Origin of the sequence: Bacillus sp. FSL E2-8887 (assembly GCF_038007205.1) — a bacterium.
GTDB lineage: Bacteria > Bacillota > Bacilli > Bacillales > Bacillaceae_G > Bacillus_A > Bacillus_A mycoides.
This window is the reverse complement of record NZ_JBBOWS010000001.1, coordinates 2,231,787-2,248,501: the sequence shown is the minus strand read 5'-3', so window position 1 is coordinate 2,248,501 and position 16,715 is coordinate 2,231,787. Positions and strand designations below refer to the sequence as shown.

Genomic DNA, 16,715 nt, shown 5'->3' with positions numbered 1-16,715 from the left:
TTATACGTCAATAATTATATAATAAATGATTATAATTAACGATTTAAAACTAACTCTCGCAGATAAATGTATTTACATCTTAGAAAGACTAACAAAACTTAAACATAAATGCCAACCTGTAATACCTTTCAGTTTAAAATTTAAGAATAATTTATATTGGTATTACAAATAGATTTTTCTTGCTCTATTATCTATCTACCTTAACACGTTTAAAGAAACTCTTCTTCAACATAAAAACTCATTTGCAGATTATTGCAAATGAGTTTTTAATCCCTAACTGACCACTATTTTTTATTCTTCTTAATTTAATTATTTTTCTCAAGACATTCATAAACTGCCATCATTTCTCGCTTATTCAACTCACGAATTCGATTAAATATTAGAATGTCTGCAACATCCTCAGTTCGTAAGCTTTCATCCACAACATCACTAACTTTTCCGGTTAACCATGTTTGCACATCTATTCCATCAACGATTTCTTTAAGCCCTTCATCATTAATACCACTTGCATTACAAGTTATACATGGAATTGTTAATTTAAACACGCCATCATGTAGATTATCTTCGGTTATAACTTTCTTACCGTTACAGAATGGACACTGGTTGCTTTTTTTAATTTTATTAATTTGGGTAACTAATTTTTTGTAACCAAATGCTTCGTATACATATGTTAGTTTTTTATATTTACCATTTGTGAAATACTTATCTATAATGGTTTCTCTTGTTTCATAAACATTAGGAAAATCACAAATAGTTACTTGATTGTTGAAGCAAATGGATTCTATATTTCCTTTTATTTCATCCCAGAATGGTAAAACATTTTGTAACACCATTTCATAATTTGAAAAGCTTGCTTGTTCTAATTCAAACATTTTCAGTGCGACTTGTATATTTCTAGGTAATAAAGAAACATCTTCTGTCATAATCATATCGTCACCTACGATAGATTTCAATTTGACGAGTACAGGCAAATCTCCTACAATTTTTAATACTTCGTTAAGCGGCTGATTAATAATTTCACGAATATCTGTATCTCCAAAATTAAGTGGTTTGTGGTGATTTAATAAAGTCCCCTTACAAATTGGACATTTCATCATTTCTTTAGAAGTCTTAATATCTTCTTTAATAGCTGCTTTTGAAATAACAATATACCCGCCAATAATCGTATTAAATCCTACCCATGTTCTACGTGTCTTTCCTTTCTTATCATAAAAGGACTTATCAAAATAGCCGTACCAAAATGTATGTTTTTCTTCCTCAGACATATCATTATAGCTCTTTGACAAATCATGACCAAGCTCATTTTTAATTTCTTCAAATAGAAATTCTATTTTTTCATATTGATAAAATTTTAATACTTTCATGATTTCCGGATCGAATAGACCATCCCAAAATGGAACATTTTTATCTTGAATTGTAATTTCTTTATCAAAAACTTCAATTTGAAGACGTCCCGAACATGATGGGCAATGATTATCCTGAGAATAGAAATCGAAGCTTCTCGTATCTTTATTAGTCGGATGAGCAGCTACAATATGATTGATCAATCCACCAATTTCATATAAGAAACTATATTGACTATACAAATGTCTTTCGAGATCAATAGCAACAACAGCTGCCATTGTATCAGATTCATATTCACCATAAATTAATCGTGCCATTGATGATAAGCTTTTTAAAATACCACCCTTATAAACGTTTTCAGCATTTTTAAAATAGTTAATATGATTTTCTTTTAAATAGTGAACTCCTTCTTTACGCTTAAGCGTTGAAGAAATGTGTATTTGTTCAGCATTATTCACACTTCTTTTTTGACGATAATAATCCTCATGACTTACTACATCAAGATGCTCTATAGATTCAAGCTGTCTTTTTCCAAAATCGACAATATAATCAGAACTTTCTAGCATGTAACTGTTATGCTCAATCATTATGATAGAGACTGATTCATCTTGTAATATCCCTCTAACACTATCTATAAATTGATTTAAAATATTTTGCGATAAACCTTTTGAAGGCTCATCAAAAATAAACAATGTATGTGGATTTCTTGTTTTTGCAAATAACTCAGAAACTAAATGAACACATTGAAACTCACCCGTTGATAATGTTTGTGTTTTTCGTTCTAATGTTAAATAGCCCAGTCCTAATTTGATTAGTAGGCTCAAGCGTTTATACGCAATATCTTCGTTTGGAATTTCATCAATAATATCCTCAATTGAGCGCTCAAAAATATCATCAATTTCTTCACTATACTTTGTCAGTTTCTTTTTAATATCTAAGAAAGTTGCTACAGTTGATCGACTTGTAATCGATTGGTTTCGATCTTGCCCTACCATAACTAGTTTATCTTTTGGATATCGTTTCAAGAAATCTGTAGCTAAACACTCATTGACAAGTGTAGATTTCCCGCATCCAGACTCTCCTGTAACAGTTACAAGTCTATTTTTAGGAATCTGAAACTCAGTCATTTGGATATTTCGGCAATATAATTCATGGAATGTATAATATTCTGTTGGCATTTTGTAATTTCGTTCCGATAGTATTGGCTTTGGCCTTGGTGATTCTTTCACGATTTGTCCACCATATTTTCCGCTACCAGGTCCGAAGAACAATTGCTCATCTGTTGTATCCAGTACTGTATCTGAATGATCAATGAGCCAGATTTGATTTTTACACCCTAATTGCTTGATCTCTTCTAATATTTGTAACAATGTTTCATTATCAAGCCCCACGGAAATCTCATCAATAATAATTACAGCATTTTCACTTACTGCCATGAATTCAGCTAAGTAAAGTCGTGTTAATTCTCCACCTGACAACGTACCCATAATTCGATTTAATGTTAAATAACCAATGTTCATATTGATAATATTTTGCAGTATATGTTGTTTTGCTTCACTAATATTTAATTCTTCTGCTAGTGAAAGAATAGATTCAACACTTAAATCGTTAATATCCGAAATTGTATGTGATTCAGCAAATAACTCAATAGTACGTTGTTCAACTTCTTCACTATAACGTTTCCCCTTACATTTTTTACACTCAATATTTTTAGTAGTACCACGCCCTTTACAGCCAGCACACCAACCTAATTGATTATTAAATGAAAAGACTTCAGGAGAAAGATTAAATTCTTCCGCTAATTTTTCACGAATCTCTTTAAAAACACCTGTATGAGTACCAATCGTCGAACGCGGATTGGAAGAAATTGATGATTTCCCTAAAAAAAGTACTAAAGGCATTTCTTCCATTTTAATTGCACTAAAATTAGTTTCCATAATATTAGGAAATAAATATTGATATTCAGCCTTTGGCAATAAGGAAACTAGACGCTTCTTTGATTCTTCACCAATTGTTTGACAAAGAGTTGTTTTTCCAGATCCAGATAAACCAGCAATACCAAGTGATTTATTAAACGGAATAACAGTATCAAGTTTATTTATGTTATTAGCAATTAATTGATTTACTTTCATATTAACCTCTATTCTTATTGTTTTTAAAAATCATTTTTATAAGATAATAATTACATAATAAATACCATGAATTTAATCCCTAATCTTTCAACTCATCAACCTTAACCTTATAATTATCAAACCAATATTCCCACTCATCTTTTGAAAACACCTTCTCTTCTCCTTCTAAAACGGAAGAAAAAAGATCTAAACAAATATGCCAACCAGCTATATCTTTTGGTGTATGATCAGTTAATTCATGAATGTACTCTTTAAGTAGTAAAAGAGCACCATTTTTCTCTTTATGTATTTCAAATCGGACACGATCTTTATCCCATGTGAATTCAAGTACTGAATTTAGTTGGCACTCTAAAATATCAATATTTAAAAATGAACCATCCATCATGTCGAACTTTATAATTCCACCTGTTTTAAGGTTTTCAATCTGTAAATTAGACATCCATTTTTTAAGCTTGCTGTTTTCAGTTAAAACAGACCAAACTTCCTCTATTGTATTGGGAAATTGGCGTTCAAATTTTATAATATAGCCATCAATTTGTTTCTCTATTTCAGCCAACATATTTATTTCCTCCTACTCTTGTACAGAATGTATGTTCCTGTTTTATTTTACACGAACTTATGTATAAAAGAAATCTCTATGGCAATGAAATATTAATTTAATGTGTGAATGGTATCTTGAACATTGATTGATTTATTATATATTCTCTCCATGTGTTTATTACAATAGGCGTACCTCAACATTTCCGCAAAAAAATTCAACATGAGAAAACGTTGATTTATTTACTTTATATGATATTTCCATTAAATATTTAAAAGCAATTTTCTTTAAGATAAATGGTGTTAATAAGAGCTAATATAGTATTCAAATCAAGTTATGTAATGTTCAAAATCACTTATTATGTATGTCTAATTCCTTGCTAAACGTAGGTTTACAAAGCAAATAAAAAAAGCCGCATTTGCGACTCATGAACTGATAGAACTAACACCTATTTTAGGTGAATGACTTACCTTTTAATCGCGTCAACAATTAGCGATGGAAAACCAAGTTTATCGCCTCTATTTCTAGAATCATACCTTTTCGAACGGAAAATAACGCCGTCATTCGCATCCCATTCTGTGTAATAAAATTGACCATTTTCATCACAATATTAAGTAAAACTACCTCAAATCCAGCAATTTCAAACATTTTCGTTAATGTTTTATAATTATGTACGATTTTATGGCTTGCAGCTGGGTGGTCTTTCGGGCCAGGGCCGCCTATTTGAACTATATTTTGGTAGGTTTCATCTCGGAAAAATGCATCAGGCACTCCGCACCGAATATGACCTGATGGCTTTAAAAATTTATAGCAAATTTCAGCTGCTTTTACACCTTCTTCAAAAGTAAGATGTTCCCATACATGCTCTGCTAAAATAGCTGAAATGGAATTGTATTCAAATCTTTCTTCCCAAGTGGTATTGTCTAGTAAATTAAGTTCATCTTCTTGCGTTTGAACCCAACCTGGATTATTATTAAATACTCCAGCTCCGACTACTACTTTAATTTCGTCTTGCTTAATTGCCATCACTTTCACCTCATAAATCTTTTAATGTATTAATATATTCTATGTTTACTATACATTTTCCTTTTTCAACTAAAGTGCCAGTTAGCTCAATAAGATAGGTAACAAAACTTCTGTTGTTTTTACTTATCCTCCCACATACAGCAAAAACGTTTATAGTGCAAAATAAAAAGCGAAAAGAATAATTCCCTCCGCTTTTTATAGCAATAAATACATTTCATATTGTGCTAAAGAATTCTTTTCAAATCCAGATTTCTTTAAAAACCCTTCCAGTAAATTGTTGTTTGGGAACCCAATTGATAAACTTGATAACTTTAATTCTTCACTTGCTACCTGTAATAATTTCGTCCCAACACCAATATTTCTATAATCTTTGTCTATGAAAATAAAACTAATTTTTCCTTGTTCATTTACACATACAGAACCTTTTATATCACTATCAACATATGCACCGTAAAATGTATGATTTGTTTTTTCGATATAATCAATATCATTTTGCCAATTTATATGGAAGCTTAGCCATTTCTGAATTTCAACTTTAAATGTTGGAAATTCTAATTGTTTTACTTCAATATTTTTATTACCTTTATTCATTATTTTAGTTAAATCATTTAAATTATAATAAGAAAGATCATATACTTTTTCATAACCTAATTTGTTATAAAAATGAATCGCCCGATCGTTTCCTACAATAACTTCAAGAAAAAGCTGCTTACATTTATTTTGTGTCGCTTCTTCTTTATGTAACTCAAATAACTTTTGACTTACACCAATGCCTCGAAATTCTGGATGAACAGCTAATGTTCCGCAGCGCATTGTTTTTATACTTTCATATACCTTAATACCACCAAGTATTACACCAACAGATTTGTCACCGTCTAAAGCAAGAAAGGAGTGTTCTAGCGAATTCCCTTCTGGCCCAAAAAATCTTTTTATAAAATCTTCTTTTGAAACTTCCAGTTTAATGATGTAATCTGAAAATCCATCCTTAAAAGCTTTATACACTAAATCTATACTTACTTCACTACATCTTTTGTATTGAATCATATAAGTATAATCCCCCGCTTTGACTTGTTATAAACTGCATTCAAATACATGAAATGAATTACCTTCACCATATCCATCTTTTATTTCATGAACAACAATTTGACTAAACCCATTAGTAATAAGTATATTTTCAAATTCTTTTAAATTATATAGTCTTATAGGAAAATCCATAATCTCAGTTTCTTTTATTTTCTCATCATGAATGATTTCATATTTCAGTATAATATTTAGAAGTTTTTGCGCCTTATCATATGAAACTTTTCTATACTCAACAATTAATTCATTGTTAATTTCTTTTCTATTTGTCTCTATCCAATCTAAAATTTGTTCTGTCTCACTTCCACCTTGTACAATTGTCAGAAGTAATTTGCCATTTTCCTTTAAGTTGTTTTTCATATTTTGAAGACTATTGTCTACTAAATTATTTGGTAAAAGTGAAAATGAACCGATAGGAATCATAATAAGATCGTATTTTTTATCACTATGATATTCTTCTATTCTTCCTTGTGACACAACCGGTTTTAAGTTTAATTTTTCTGCTTTATCTTTACAAACTTTAAGCATATCTTTCGAAATATCGAACCCTTCTATATTCACACCATTTTGCATAAAGGGAATTAACATTCTACCATTTCCGCACATTGGTTCTAACACATGTATATTTTTATCTTTTGCAAAAGAAAGATAAAAATCCAATTCTTTTCCGGCTGCAATTGATTTATCACTTTCATATATCTTTGTACAAAGTTCTCCATAATACGTATGCAATTATAATTCACCTCTTAATTTGAAATGAGCGGGATATTCCCCCTCTTGTTATCTATTGTTAACTACAGTAATCTCATAAACACGTAAAAAAGTAATTAAATGCTCACACGCTCGTTCACATGCTAACATTTTAAAAACCTTTTGTTCTTCTTTCGTTTTGTCATTCGCTTGATCTGAGGCAGCTTTTAAACATAGAAATGGTTTTTTATTTATATGACATACATAAGCAAATGCTGCCACTTCTTGATCAACGGCTAAAGCACCGTATACAGTATGCAGTAAATACCTCATTTCTGAACTTCGAATACGCTGATCTCCAGATAGAAATGTACCAAAATGGACCGGGTCATACGAACGCAATTTCTTCATTCGCTTTACGAGTGATTTAGTTGTTTCAATAGGTGCTGTTCTACCATCATATAGATTAAAACTATCTTCTCCTGAACCAGCCGCTGTAACATCATGCTGCAAAGTATTAAGAGCTACAACGATGTGTCCATTTTTCACCTTATCTGATAAACTCCCGCAAATCCCTGTCATAAATAACTGGTCTGGCTGGAATTCACTTATTAATAGTTGTACACAACTAGCACAACTTACTTTACCGACACCAGTTACAACTGAAATAACTTCTAATTCATTAATAGAATGAAAATGAAATTCCCAAGCTGCTATTTTTTCTACACGCTCACTTGGATAATGTTGATGCAAATACGTAAGCTCTGGTTCCCATGCAGATACAATTGCGATCCTTTTCATTACACACTTCACTTCCTCCTATTTTCATGTAAATAAGTCATCTATACTCTCTCGTTCATATTCTGGTATCCACTCTTTATACTTCTCATATAAATCCCGTATCTTTTCTTTATTCTTCGCAATTACTTCACATCCTCTATCACCATAAATAAACATGATAATATCCTTTGTTACATTTATAAAAAATACATCTGGATATGAAATTTCTTTTTTTCGCCCTAGACGTGGACGTAGGTCAGGGAAATCTTCATGATTAGCTGCTTGAATAAGCGGTTCATATTTAATATCTTCAGCAAGACATTTTAAAGAAAATTGATATGTACAATATAAGTCAGCTTCTTCATCTTCAAATAGAAAAGGTAATGTTTCTTGTCTAATATGAAACTTTAAACCGCTCTTTTTAATAAATCTATTGTATACATTTATTTTCTGCAGATTTTTTATATTTTCCTGTTTAAATCGATAAACATTTGTGATTAAAAAGACGGTATCTTCTTTTGAAAATATATCTTTAAATAGATTTTTATTATACCTATATAGTTGTGTGAAATATTCCATATTATACGTGTTACCATCTTCTTTGAATTGATATTTATCTTTCCCAAAATCAAAATGAAGATGATTTTCCCACTGAGAGTATATGTACGGTACTAACGTAACTCCTGGAAATGTTTGATTCATATATTCTTTAAATTGCATTTTTATACCCTTTCTACTCTACAATTTCTTTTAAATGCCAATATGCTTCTTCTAGCCACGGATGTATGACTTTTAATGTATCTTTTCTTTCCCACAAATATGAAATATATACAAAAGCAGCATGTTCCAAAGATTTTTCCAATCCTTTTTTTACCTCAATTAAATATGACGGTGTCCCTATTTGATCCCATTCTAATTTATCAGCAATAAATAATACTAAATCCATCTTCGTTGCATGTTTATGCAACGTAGTGTGGCAACAGATAGCATTTAAAACTTCTTTATCTTCTACTTTAAATACCTCTTTTGCAATTACTCTCGATAATTTTTGGTGAATAATCATTGGAAATTCTCGTTCTTCTTGTAATATTTCTATGCCAAATTCTTCAGCAACTGCAATCCGCTCCTCATTCGGAAAGATTGCACTAATATCATGTAAACACCCTGCAATCGCTGCTTTTTCTTCATCTTCATAAAATATTTTCGCAATTTTTCTCGCCTCATTTGCCACACGAATTGAATGTTTATATGTAAATTCTTTATTGTATTTTAATAGAAAAGCTTTAATATCATTTTCTATTTTTCCAGTTGGAGTAAATGAATATATATCATTATATAACATAGCAAGTCCCCCTTATAACTATCTTTCAGTATAATGTGGAGTTTAAATATCCTTCTTATTTTATATTCGTTATGAATGTTTTAATTCCTTTTTAATACGATACATGAAATTTTATGTAGAAACATTACTACAAAATACATAAATGTTTGATATTATAGTAATGTTGATTAATTGTAAGGAAAGGAACTAACTATAAAATGAATAAAAACATATTAATTATTGATGATGATAAAGATATTGTAGAATTACTGGCTGTTTATTTACGAAATGAAGGCTATAACATTTATAAAGCTTATGATGGTGATGAAGCATTACAAATGATATGTACATATGAAGTTGACCTTATGCTTTTAGATATTATGATGCCAAAACGAAACGGATTGGAAGTTTGTCAAGAAGTGCGTGAAAATAATACTGTACCTATCCTTATGCTTAGTGCAAAGGCTGAAGATATGGATAAAATTTTAGGACTTATGACCGGCGCAGATGATTATATGATTAAACCGTTTAATCCACTAGAATTAGTGGCTAGAGTGAAAGCTTTATTACGAAGATCCTCTTTCCAAAATGCTACTTCCCAAAAGAATGAAGATGGTATTATTCGTATTCGTTCTGTTGAAATACATAAACATAATCATACTGTTAAAGTAAATGGAGAATATATTAAACTCACCTCTATCGAATTTGATATTTTATATTTACTAGCGAGTAATACTGGAAGAGTATTTAGCTCTGAAGAGATATTCGAACGAGTTTGGAATGAAGACGGTTATGGTTCTAATAAAACGGTAATGGTCCATATTAGTAATTTACGCGATAAACTTGAAACCGTAATGAATGGTGAAAAACTAATTCATACGGTTTGGGGAGTAGGATATAAAATTGAGAAATGAAGCATTTGATATATTAAAAGATATACCAAAGTGGAAGCTTATTTTTTGGCTTTTATTAGCTATCACTCTTACACCAATTACCGAATTAATTATATTTCGCCTCGTAACGAGTGTAATTGAGAGTTCACTTACTCTAAGCGAACTAGGAAAAGAATTCATTAGAATTTTTGGCCATGAAAAATATATTGGATTAAAAGAGTCTTTATGGATGATGATTGTATCTTATTTGTTTTTATTTTCTATTTTCTCATCCTATTTATACATTTTTTATCGTCATGAAAGAAAGGTTTACTATGAAACTTGTATAAAAAAAATGATTGAAGAGATTCGGTATATTGCAAGTGGAAACTTTAATCATAAAGTTTCCATCGTACACCATAATTATTTAGAAGAACTGGCAACTGGGGTCAATCAAATTATTGAGCAATTAAAAGTATCAATTGATGAAGAAAGACAGGCAGAACAAGCAAAAAGCGAACTTATTACAAATGTATCACATGATTTACGAACCCCTCTTACATCTATAGTTGGATACGTAAATTTAATCCATCATGATAATTATAGAGATGAAGTAGAATTACGATACTATATTCAAGTCATTTACGATAAAGTAACCCGTCTTAATGCATTAATGAATGACTTGTTTGAATATACACGCGTTCAAAATAAAGAGTTAAGTTTATATTCTGCTCCCATTGATATTGTAGAATTGCTTGGACAATTAACTGTCCAATTTCGGATACAGCTTCAAGAAGCTAATATTGAATGTCGCCCTTCTTTCCCATCTCAAAAGCTAATGGTACTAGCTGATGGGGATAAATTAGTACGTGTGTTTGAAAATCTAATCATAAACGCTATTACTTATGGAAATGATGGAGATCATATTGATATTACCGCTTACGAAAGCAATAACATGATTACAATTGATATAACAAATTACGGACAACCTATCCCTAGTACTGATTTACCTCATATTTTTGAACGTTTTTATCGTGTTGAAAAATCACGTTCAACAAACACTGGTGGATCTGGGCTCGGATTAGCAATTGCAAAAAGTATTGTTGAATTGCATAAAGGAACAATTGAAGTATATAGCGATGATAAAAAAACAACTTTCACTGTAAAATTACTCCCTTATAAAGCTTAATACCACATATTTATAGGTTCAATTTTTTATCATATAAGAAATTGAACCTTTTATATTCCATTAATATCCAAAATTTAATAATCCTTTATAATTCTTTAGAAATTCTTTACCTTTTCTTTCTTCCTAATTAAGCATTCCTTTTTACAATAATATTATTGATGTAATATTAGGAGGATCGCTAATGCAATTCTTGAAAAAAATAACAGTTTTATTATTATCTTTTCTTATTACTGCACTTATCGTTTTATATTTTTATCTTTATGTAAATGGTCCAATTATTCAAGCTAAATCAGCTATTTTAATAGATACTAATTCTGGTGAGATTGTTTATAAAAAAAATGAAGAAACTCCTATACAATCAGCTACTTTATCTAAATTAATGACAGAGTATATCGCACTGGAACAACTGAATGAAGGGAAAATACAGTTAGATGAATTAGTAAAAATAAGTAGCGAAGTTTTCCGAGCAGAAACGAGTCCTATACAAGTAACTTCGAAAGATAAAACGACGGTTCGTGATTTACTTCATGCATTGTTTTTGACAGGGAATAATCGTTCCGCACTTGCCCTTGCAGAACACATTGCTGGAAACGAAGATAACTTTACACTTTTAATGAATGACAAAGCAAAACAACTAAAGTTATCACAACCATCCCCGTTTCTAAATGCTACTGGAATTAATAACGATACGAATAAACAATCAACTACAACATCGATAGACGTCGCTAAACTAGCAACACAATTAGTAAAAGACTTTCCAGATGTATTGAATGTTACGAAACTAACCTCTTACCAATTTACCTTCAAAGATTCAAAAGTTTTCAATACAAATAAAATGATATATTCCCTTAATAAAAACATTAAACTCCAAGGTGTTGACGGCTTACAAACTAGTTTTTCAACTAATGGTAATTATAGTTTTGTCAGTACAGCCACACGAGGAGATACTAGACTTATTTCAGTAATATTAGACGCCGGTGATGAAAACAGTACTTTTATTGAAACAAAAAAGTTACTTCAGTACGGTTTTGATCCTTCCTCGTACTCTGCACTCCAAGCTTTTAAAGATGCTGTTACATCTTGGACAATATTGTTTCAGTTTAAAAATTTAATCATACAAACGATTATGATCTTTTTCATCATTACAATCTTAATGTTTTTATATATACGTCAAAAAAAAGCCGAGGATTTTAATTAAGAAATCTTCTTATATATAAAAACCGACTTGCGTTTACACTGCAAGTCGGTTTCTAAATCTACAATCCTCTTCCAATTAAATTCGCTGAAACGGGCTGAAGATTTAATTCTCTTGCCCATATAGATATCTGACCAATATGATGAATTTCATGTACAATTACATGCCTTAAAACTTCACCGTATTTATATGTTTTATCTGTCCACGAAGCTTTTACTATCTTATATTCTAGGTCACCAGACCATATTTGCAAAAACTCTTCTAATTCTCGTCGATATGAATCAGATAGCGCTTTCACTTTTTTGATTGATTGATAATCTTTAAACTGTGGTTCGTTATCCTCTTTTTCTTGAAGTGCACTAATCCAGCTATACTCAACATCTACAATATGGAAAAGTGTTTCTAAAATACTCCCAACACCTCCAACACGTTTGCGAAGTAATTCTTCCTCTGTAAGTTGTTCACACCATTTAAACCAATCATCTCTTACTTGCCAATTGTGTTGAAATAAAGTGTACATATTTATCTCTCCCCTACCCCAAGGATCCACTTAACAGCATCTATTACATAATGTGGTTCATCTTTTTGAATATAGTGACCACTATTTTCTGCAATTATAAATTTATTATTGGCTGATAATTGTAATAATTCTTCTTGCAATTGTAACCATTTCAGTTGTGCATCTGCTGAATAAAAGGCTTTTTTTCCAGCAGCTAACACGACAAGTGGAATATCACTCATTGATTTACAATGTCGATCTGCTTCACCTAGACTAAACATAAATTATTCATATGAACTTTCATATACAAATTGCTTATAGTAAGCTTCTTGAAATTCTGGAGGCATTATTGGTAAAAAATCTTCTTTATAATTTTCTGGTGTTGAATCAACCAAAACGATTCCCAACATACCATCAGGATAAAAAGTCGTAAATAAACGTGCATTAATACCACCAAATGAATGACCTACAAATATATATGGTGGGCTTAAATGAAGTTGCTTTAAACAATCTCTTAAATCTTTTACCATTTCAGAACTAATGCGTAGCTTAGAGCTATTCTCACTTTTTCCTAATCCAGCTCGATCATATGTGAGTACCGTCCCATATTCTGTCAGCCCTTCCGCAATACGATCCCATGCCTTTGAATAATCACCATAACCTGCTTCCAATATTATAACTGGTCGCTTCTTCTTTCCTTGGAATATTTTCGTATATATTTTAAAGTTATCAACTGGTACATATTCCTCAATACATTTAACCATTGACAATCACTTCTCTTCGACTAAGTTCCTCTACAACATGATTAATTATTTCACTTACAGATAAAGATCCATCCAATACAATATCCGAATTCGGCTTAACAGTATGAATTGCCTCTAAATAAGCTTTTCTCGCATGTGTCATGTAATGTTTCAAATTATTATGTATTTCACTCATTGTATCTTCTTTAAAATCTCTCAAAATTCTTCTAGCCATCGCAATATCTAAAGGTGTATCGATAAATATAGTTACATCAATGAATTGTCCCACTTCTCTATTTAAGTATGCAAAAGGATAATCTACAATAATATAATCTAAACTACTATCTTGTATAGAACGCTGAATATCATTCATTAGCGGTGTAAGTACCCATTCATCGTAATTAGCTCCATCATCAATCCATTTGCAAAGATCAACCGGACAGTTATCAAATTTATATCTATCAAAATATAGAGCCTTTGAGTTTTTCAACTCATGAGCTAAACTTTCTGTAATGGTAGTTTTACCGCCCCCTGAAACAGCTGCAATTGAAATTATTTTTGTTTTTTTATTCACGATTCCCACCAAACCCCTTTTGTTAACATAATATAATTATAAAACACTATTTTTTATTGTTCCATTCATATTCTAACATACTCATTTCCCATAAATTCCAATACGTTTCTCCTACTCTTTTTGACTCTCTTAATAAACCTTCTTTTACAAAACCTATTTTTTCGTAACAAGAAATAGCTGACTTATTAAAGTCATAAACACCAAGAGTTACTCTATGTAGTTTTAATTCATCAAAAGCAATACAAAGTACGGCTTTCATCATATGTTTCCCTATAGAACGCCCTCTCATTTTCGTATTACCAACTAGCACTTTTCCAATTCTAGCAGACTTATTTATATTATCTATTTGTCCAAGAGAAATATGACCAATAACTGCTTTAGTCTCTTCATCCATTATTTTGAATGCCAGTGTGTTTGCACATTCTGTATATTTCTCTAATTGCTGTTCATTTAAAGGATATGTGAATGCATTTCCCGACCATTGTATTAGAAATTCTTCGGAATTAATCCAATTTATTAATTGTTTGAAATCAGTTCTTGTAAATTGTTTCAGCTTGATCACTCTCATTCTCCTTTCACACAACCTTTTATACACCTTCAAATTTATTTCTATATGAAAAATATATTCCCTTTTAAACAAAATAAAAAGCCATTCATAAGAATGGCTTAGCATCAATAAAGCATAATTAATCTTTATTTGCTACGTCAACACCGTTAAAATCAAACTCATCAGTAACAGTTGTAGCAGGTGGTAAAATTGCTTCAATTTTACAAAGAGATATAATTGCTGCAACTGAACCAGGAATAGCAGCTAGCTTAACAACATCGCAAGTTACCGAAGAAACAGTACCTATATAAGTACGTCCTTCAGTGTTAATTCGCACTGTTTTATTAATTAATTTTTTAAGCTCATCTCTAATTCCTTGTACACAAGAGCTGTCACATTTCTCATTCTTTTCCTTTTTACACTCTTCAAAAATGTCCCAACAATCATCATGCTTACACGTACATTTCTTTCTACAATTATTAAATCGAGAACCCAAAACCTCACCCCCTAATCCTTTCTACTAGTAAAGTATGTCCAATAGCTTAAAAGTGTACGAGACAAAAGCATAGAAACAAAAAAACAAACACTTGTACTAAACCTTCTTATTTATACTTTTAATAAGCCGGCTCCTTGAATAGGGACCACCTTTTCCTATTACTTCACATATACATAGGCTTTGTTCGCAGTGATATGGTGTATTTTTCCTTTACCATTGTGAAATATACATTCAGAAAAGCGTACTCCAAAATAAGATATTATTTAAAATCTTAACGTTTCCTTCAACAAGTGTTTGTTGATTAATATCATAACCAGTAGTTCTCTCAACTATCTCTTGAAAATTAGCATAGTTTGTATGAATTCTATATCTAGTAGAAAGCACTCTATCATATAAAGGTAAAATAATAGGTTAATAAACAAGCCATTCTTTTACTAAAACATAGAATAGTATGAATCCTATTGAAGGGAGGTATAAAAGAATGTCCTGGAAAAATGATTGCTGGAGTTCTAAGAAAAAGCATTGTTGTGATGACTGGTGGAAATCTAAAGAAAAGAATCATTGTGATGATGATTGGAGTTCTAAGGAAAAGCATTGTAATGATGATTGGTGGAAATCTAAAGAAAAGGATCATTGTGATAATGATTGGAGTTCTAAACGAAATAAGTGTTGTTGTAAATGTTTCTTTATTTGTTGTCATTGTAAAAGAAAAAATTGGTAATATTTTCGATATCGACTTAAAAGAGAGAACATGTCTTTTGTGACCGATAAATACTAGAATGTAATATACAAAAAGCTGACTAAGTATAGTCAGCTTTTTGTCAATGAACACGTAGAGATTTATTTTAATATAGTTCTTATTAGAAAAGGATTATTTTATATAGATTACTATAAGCATCCATAAAGCCAAGGCGCCAATGATAGCGAGCCCTATACGTGTAGATAGTACCCTTAATTCAAAGTCTGTTTTCTTGGAGGGTTCAGGATATGCAATTATGTAGATTCCCTTTAATAATGCAAGCCATGCAATAACCGTTAGGAACCCCTGCCAGTTGAATACCCATACATTATGTAGGATTACACTACCTAACCCTAGGAAAATCGATAGAAAACCATACATAATACCAAATCCTCTGTCTTCAACCACTAATTTTTTCAATTCACGTAGTACCGATGGACGTACGAAAAGTATTCCCGATACGATAACCGTTATCCATCCCCAAAACAATCCTAAAAAAGTACTAGTTTCCATTATTAGCTCACTCCCTTCAATTATTTATATTTCAGATATTCCCCCCTTTAGAACAATTCCAAAATCTTTATATATAGGCTAAATTCTGCTCTTTTTTAATACAAACATGGCATATTCTATGCCCATCCTTAATCACCTCATTTCTCTACAAAATGAAATTTTTATATCATTCATCATCTATCCGAATCAACCGAAGTCGCTTTGTACTATTACCGCACACTTTTTCATAGCTTGGAGCTAACATGCACCAAAGCCAATATAATGATTTATTCGCCTTTTCACTAACCTCTAAAATTGTCCCCTCTGTAATAAAATGATCACCTTGATACAATGTATACTCGCTTGTCCCATAGAATCATCATTATTCCCCTCCCTATTAAAATAGCGTTTTTGTTTCAAATAATGCTCTCATTAATTTGGACGCATTTACCAGTATA

General features: G+C 31.0%; 17 protein-coding genes and 2 pseudogenes. 4 read left to right on the top strand and 15 right to left on the bottom strand.

All coding sequences use genetic code 11. The features are described 5' to 3' along the window. Window positions 1–305: 305 nt before the first annotated feature. From NSQ08_RS11225 to yqeK, 8 genes and pseudogenes are all read right to left on the bottom strand, one after another. Window positions 306–3,476, bottom strand: a complete 3,171-nt coding sequence (locus NSQ08_RS11225; protein ID WP_002192888.1) for an ATP-binding cassette domain-containing protein — start codon at window positions 3,474–3,476, stop codon at window positions 306–308. A gap of 79 nt (window positions 3,477–3,555) precedes the next feature. Then, window positions 3,556–4,035, bottom strand: coding sequence for an SRPBCC family protein (locus NSQ08_RS11220; protein WP_078177077.1), 480 nt, complete (start codon window positions 4,033–4,035; stop codon window positions 3,556–3,558). A gap of 445 nt (window positions 4,036–4,480) precedes the next feature. Further along, a pseudogene (locus tag NSQ08_RS11215) lies at window positions 4,481–5,040 on the bottom strand (class I SAM-dependent methyltransferase). Between the two features lie 195 nt (window positions 5,041–5,235). Next, window positions 5,236–6,084 carry a GNAT family N-acetyltransferase gene (locus NSQ08_RS11210; RefSeq protein ID WP_078177076.1) on the bottom strand — a complete coding sequence of 283 codons (849 nt, stop codon included), beginning with the start codon at window positions 6,082–6,084 and terminating at the stop codon, window positions 5,236–5,238. Between the two features lie 27 nt (window positions 6,085–6,111). After that, window positions 6,112–6,852 (bottom strand): class I SAM-dependent methyltransferase, encoded by a 741-nt coding sequence (locus NSQ08_RS11205; protein ID WP_002192889.1) that lies wholly within the window; start codon window positions 6,850–6,852, stop codon window positions 6,112–6,114. A gap of 48 nt (window positions 6,853–6,900) precedes the next feature. Continuing rightward, a complete protein-coding gene (mtnN, locus tag NSQ08_RS11200; protein ID WP_070170172.1) occupies window positions 6,901–7,611 on the bottom strand; it encodes a 5'-methylthioadenosine/S-adenosylhomocysteine nucleosidase in 711 nt (236 codons plus the stop codon). Window positions 7,612–7,635: 24 nt separating this feature from the next. After that, window positions 7,636–8,310, bottom strand: coding sequence for a DUF3885 domain-containing protein (locus NSQ08_RS11195; RefSeq protein WP_199662836.1), 675 nt, complete (start codon window positions 8,308–8,310; stop codon window positions 7,636–7,638). 13 nt (window positions 8,311–8,323) lie between these two features. Then, on the bottom strand, window positions 8,324–8,932 hold the full coding sequence (yqeK, locus tag NSQ08_RS11190; RefSeq protein WP_002016573.1) for a bis(5'-nucleosyl)-tetraphosphatase (symmetrical) YqeK: 609 nt from the start codon (window positions 8,930–8,932) through the stop codon (window positions 8,324–8,326). A gap of 197 nt (window positions 8,933–9,129) precedes the next feature. Here yqeK and NSQ08_RS11185 point away from each other — a divergent pair, with 197 nt between their 5' ends. The 3 genes from NSQ08_RS11185 (at window position 9,130) to NSQ08_RS11175 (ending at window position 12,170) form a co-directional block, all read left to right on the top strand. Next, the gene (locus NSQ08_RS11185) at window positions 9,130–9,825 is read left to right on the top strand and encodes a response regulator transcription factor (RefSeq protein ID WP_002016575.1); all 696 of its coding nucleotides are present in this window, start codon (window positions 9,130–9,132) and stop codon (window positions 9,823–9,825) included. After that, complete coding sequence (locus NSQ08_RS11180) at window positions 9,815–10,972, top strand: sensor histidine kinase (protein ID WP_002085430.1); 1,158 nt, start codon at window positions 9,815–9,817, stop codon at window positions 10,970–10,972. The genes NSQ08_RS11185 and NSQ08_RS11180 overlap by 11 nt, the downstream gene beginning before the upstream one ends. 181 nt (window positions 10,973–11,153) lie before the next feature. After that, a complete protein-coding gene (locus NSQ08_RS11175) occupies window positions 11,154–12,170 on the top strand; it encodes a D-alanyl-D-alanine carboxypeptidase family protein (protein WP_340774670.1) in 1,017 nt (338 codons plus the stop codon). Between the two features lie 58 nt (window positions 12,171–12,228). Here the strand turns inward: NSQ08_RS11175 and NSQ08_RS11170 are convergent, their stop codons facing one another. The 5 genes and pseudogenes from NSQ08_RS11170 to NSQ08_RS11150 form a co-directional block, all read right to left on the bottom strand. Next, window positions 12,229–12,687 carry a DinB family protein gene (locus NSQ08_RS11170; protein WP_340774667.1) on the bottom strand — a complete coding sequence of 153 codons (459 nt, stop codon included), beginning with the start codon at window positions 12,685–12,687 and terminating at the stop codon, window positions 12,229–12,231. A gap of 2 nt (window positions 12,688–12,689) precedes the next feature. Continuing rightward, a pseudogene (locus NSQ08_RS11165) lies at window positions 12,690–13,430 on the bottom strand (alpha/beta fold hydrolase). Further along, window positions 13,423–13,983 carry a hypothetical protein gene (locus NSQ08_RS11160; RefSeq protein ID WP_340780129.1) on the bottom strand — a complete coding sequence of 187 codons (561 nt, stop codon included), beginning with the start codon at window positions 13,981–13,983 and terminating at the stop codon, window positions 13,423–13,425. Before NSQ08_RS11160 ends, NSQ08_RS11165 begins: the two are co-directional and overlap by 8 nt. A gap of 46 nt (window positions 13,984–14,029) precedes the next feature. Continuing rightward, on the bottom strand, window positions 14,030–14,545 hold the full coding sequence (locus NSQ08_RS11155) for a GNAT family N-acetyltransferase (protein ID WP_002168335.1): 516 nt from the start codon (window positions 14,543–14,545) through the stop codon (window positions 14,030–14,032). 124 nt (window positions 14,546–14,669) lie between these two features. Next, window positions 14,670–15,026 carry a hypothetical protein gene (locus NSQ08_RS11150; protein WP_002032241.1) on the bottom strand — a complete coding sequence of 119 codons (357 nt, stop codon included), beginning with the start codon at window positions 15,024–15,026 and terminating at the stop codon, window positions 14,670–14,672. A 461-nt stretch (window positions 15,027–15,487) separates the two neighbouring features. On the opposite strand from NSQ08_RS11150, the gene NSQ08_RS11145 reads away from it, so the two are divergent. Continuing rightward, on the top strand, window positions 15,488–15,790 hold the full coding sequence (locus tag NSQ08_RS11145; RefSeq protein WP_340774662.1) for a hypothetical protein: 303 nt from the start codon (window positions 15,488–15,490) through the stop codon (window positions 15,788–15,790). Between the two features lie 107 nt (window positions 15,791–15,897). Here the strand turns inward: NSQ08_RS11145 and NSQ08_RS11140 are convergent, their stop codons facing one another. After that, entirely contained in the window at window positions 15,898–16,278 is a 381-nt protein-coding gene (locus NSQ08_RS11140) for a hypothetical protein (protein WP_340774659.1), read from the bottom strand. Window positions 16,279–16,444: 166 nt separating this feature from the next. Then, a complete protein-coding gene (locus NSQ08_RS11135; protein ID WP_340774656.1) occupies window positions 16,445–16,609 on the bottom strand; it encodes a hypothetical protein in 165 nt (54 codons plus the stop codon). Window positions 16,610–16,715: the final 106 nt, after the last annotated feature.

Bases quoted from the DNA above. Each gene is read 5' to 3' on its own strand.
- NSQ08_RS11225 (WP_002192888.1), bottom strand. From the start codon at position 3,476: ATGAAAGTAAATCAATTAATTGCTAATAACATAAATAAACTTGATACT.
- NSQ08_RS11220 (WP_078177077.1), bottom strand. From the start codon at position 4,035: ATGTTGGCTGAAATAGAGAAACAAATTGATGGCTATATTATAAAATTT.
- NSQ08_RS11210 (WP_078177076.1), bottom strand. From the start codon at position 6,084: ATGATTCAATACAAAAGATGTAGTGAAGTAAGTATAGATTTAGTGTAT.
- mtnN (WP_070170172.1), bottom strand. From the start codon at position 7,611: ATGAAAAGGATCGCAATTGTATCTGCATGGGAACCAGAGCTTACGTAT.
- NSQ08_RS11195 (WP_199662836.1), bottom strand. From the start codon at position 8,310: ATGCAATTTAAAGAATATATGAATCAAACATTTCCAGGAGTTACGTTA.
- yqeK (WP_002016573.1), bottom strand. From the start codon at position 8,932: ATGTTATATAATGATATATATTCATTTACTCCAACTGGAAAAATAGAA.
- NSQ08_RS11185 (WP_002016575.1), top strand. From the start codon at position 9,130: ATGAATAAAAACATATTAATTATTGATGATGATAAAGATATTGTAGAA.
- NSQ08_RS11175 (WP_340774670.1), top strand. From the start codon at position 11,154: ATGCAATTCTTGAAAAAAATAACAGTTTTATTATTATCTTTTCTTATT.
- NSQ08_RS11170 (WP_340774667.1), bottom strand. From the start codon at position 12,687: ATGTACACTTTATTTCAACACAATTGGCAAGTAAGAGATGATTGGTTT.
- NSQ08_RS11140 (WP_340774659.1), bottom strand. From the start codon at position 16,278: ATGGAAACTAGTACTTTTTTAGGATTGTTTTGGGGATGGATAACGGTT.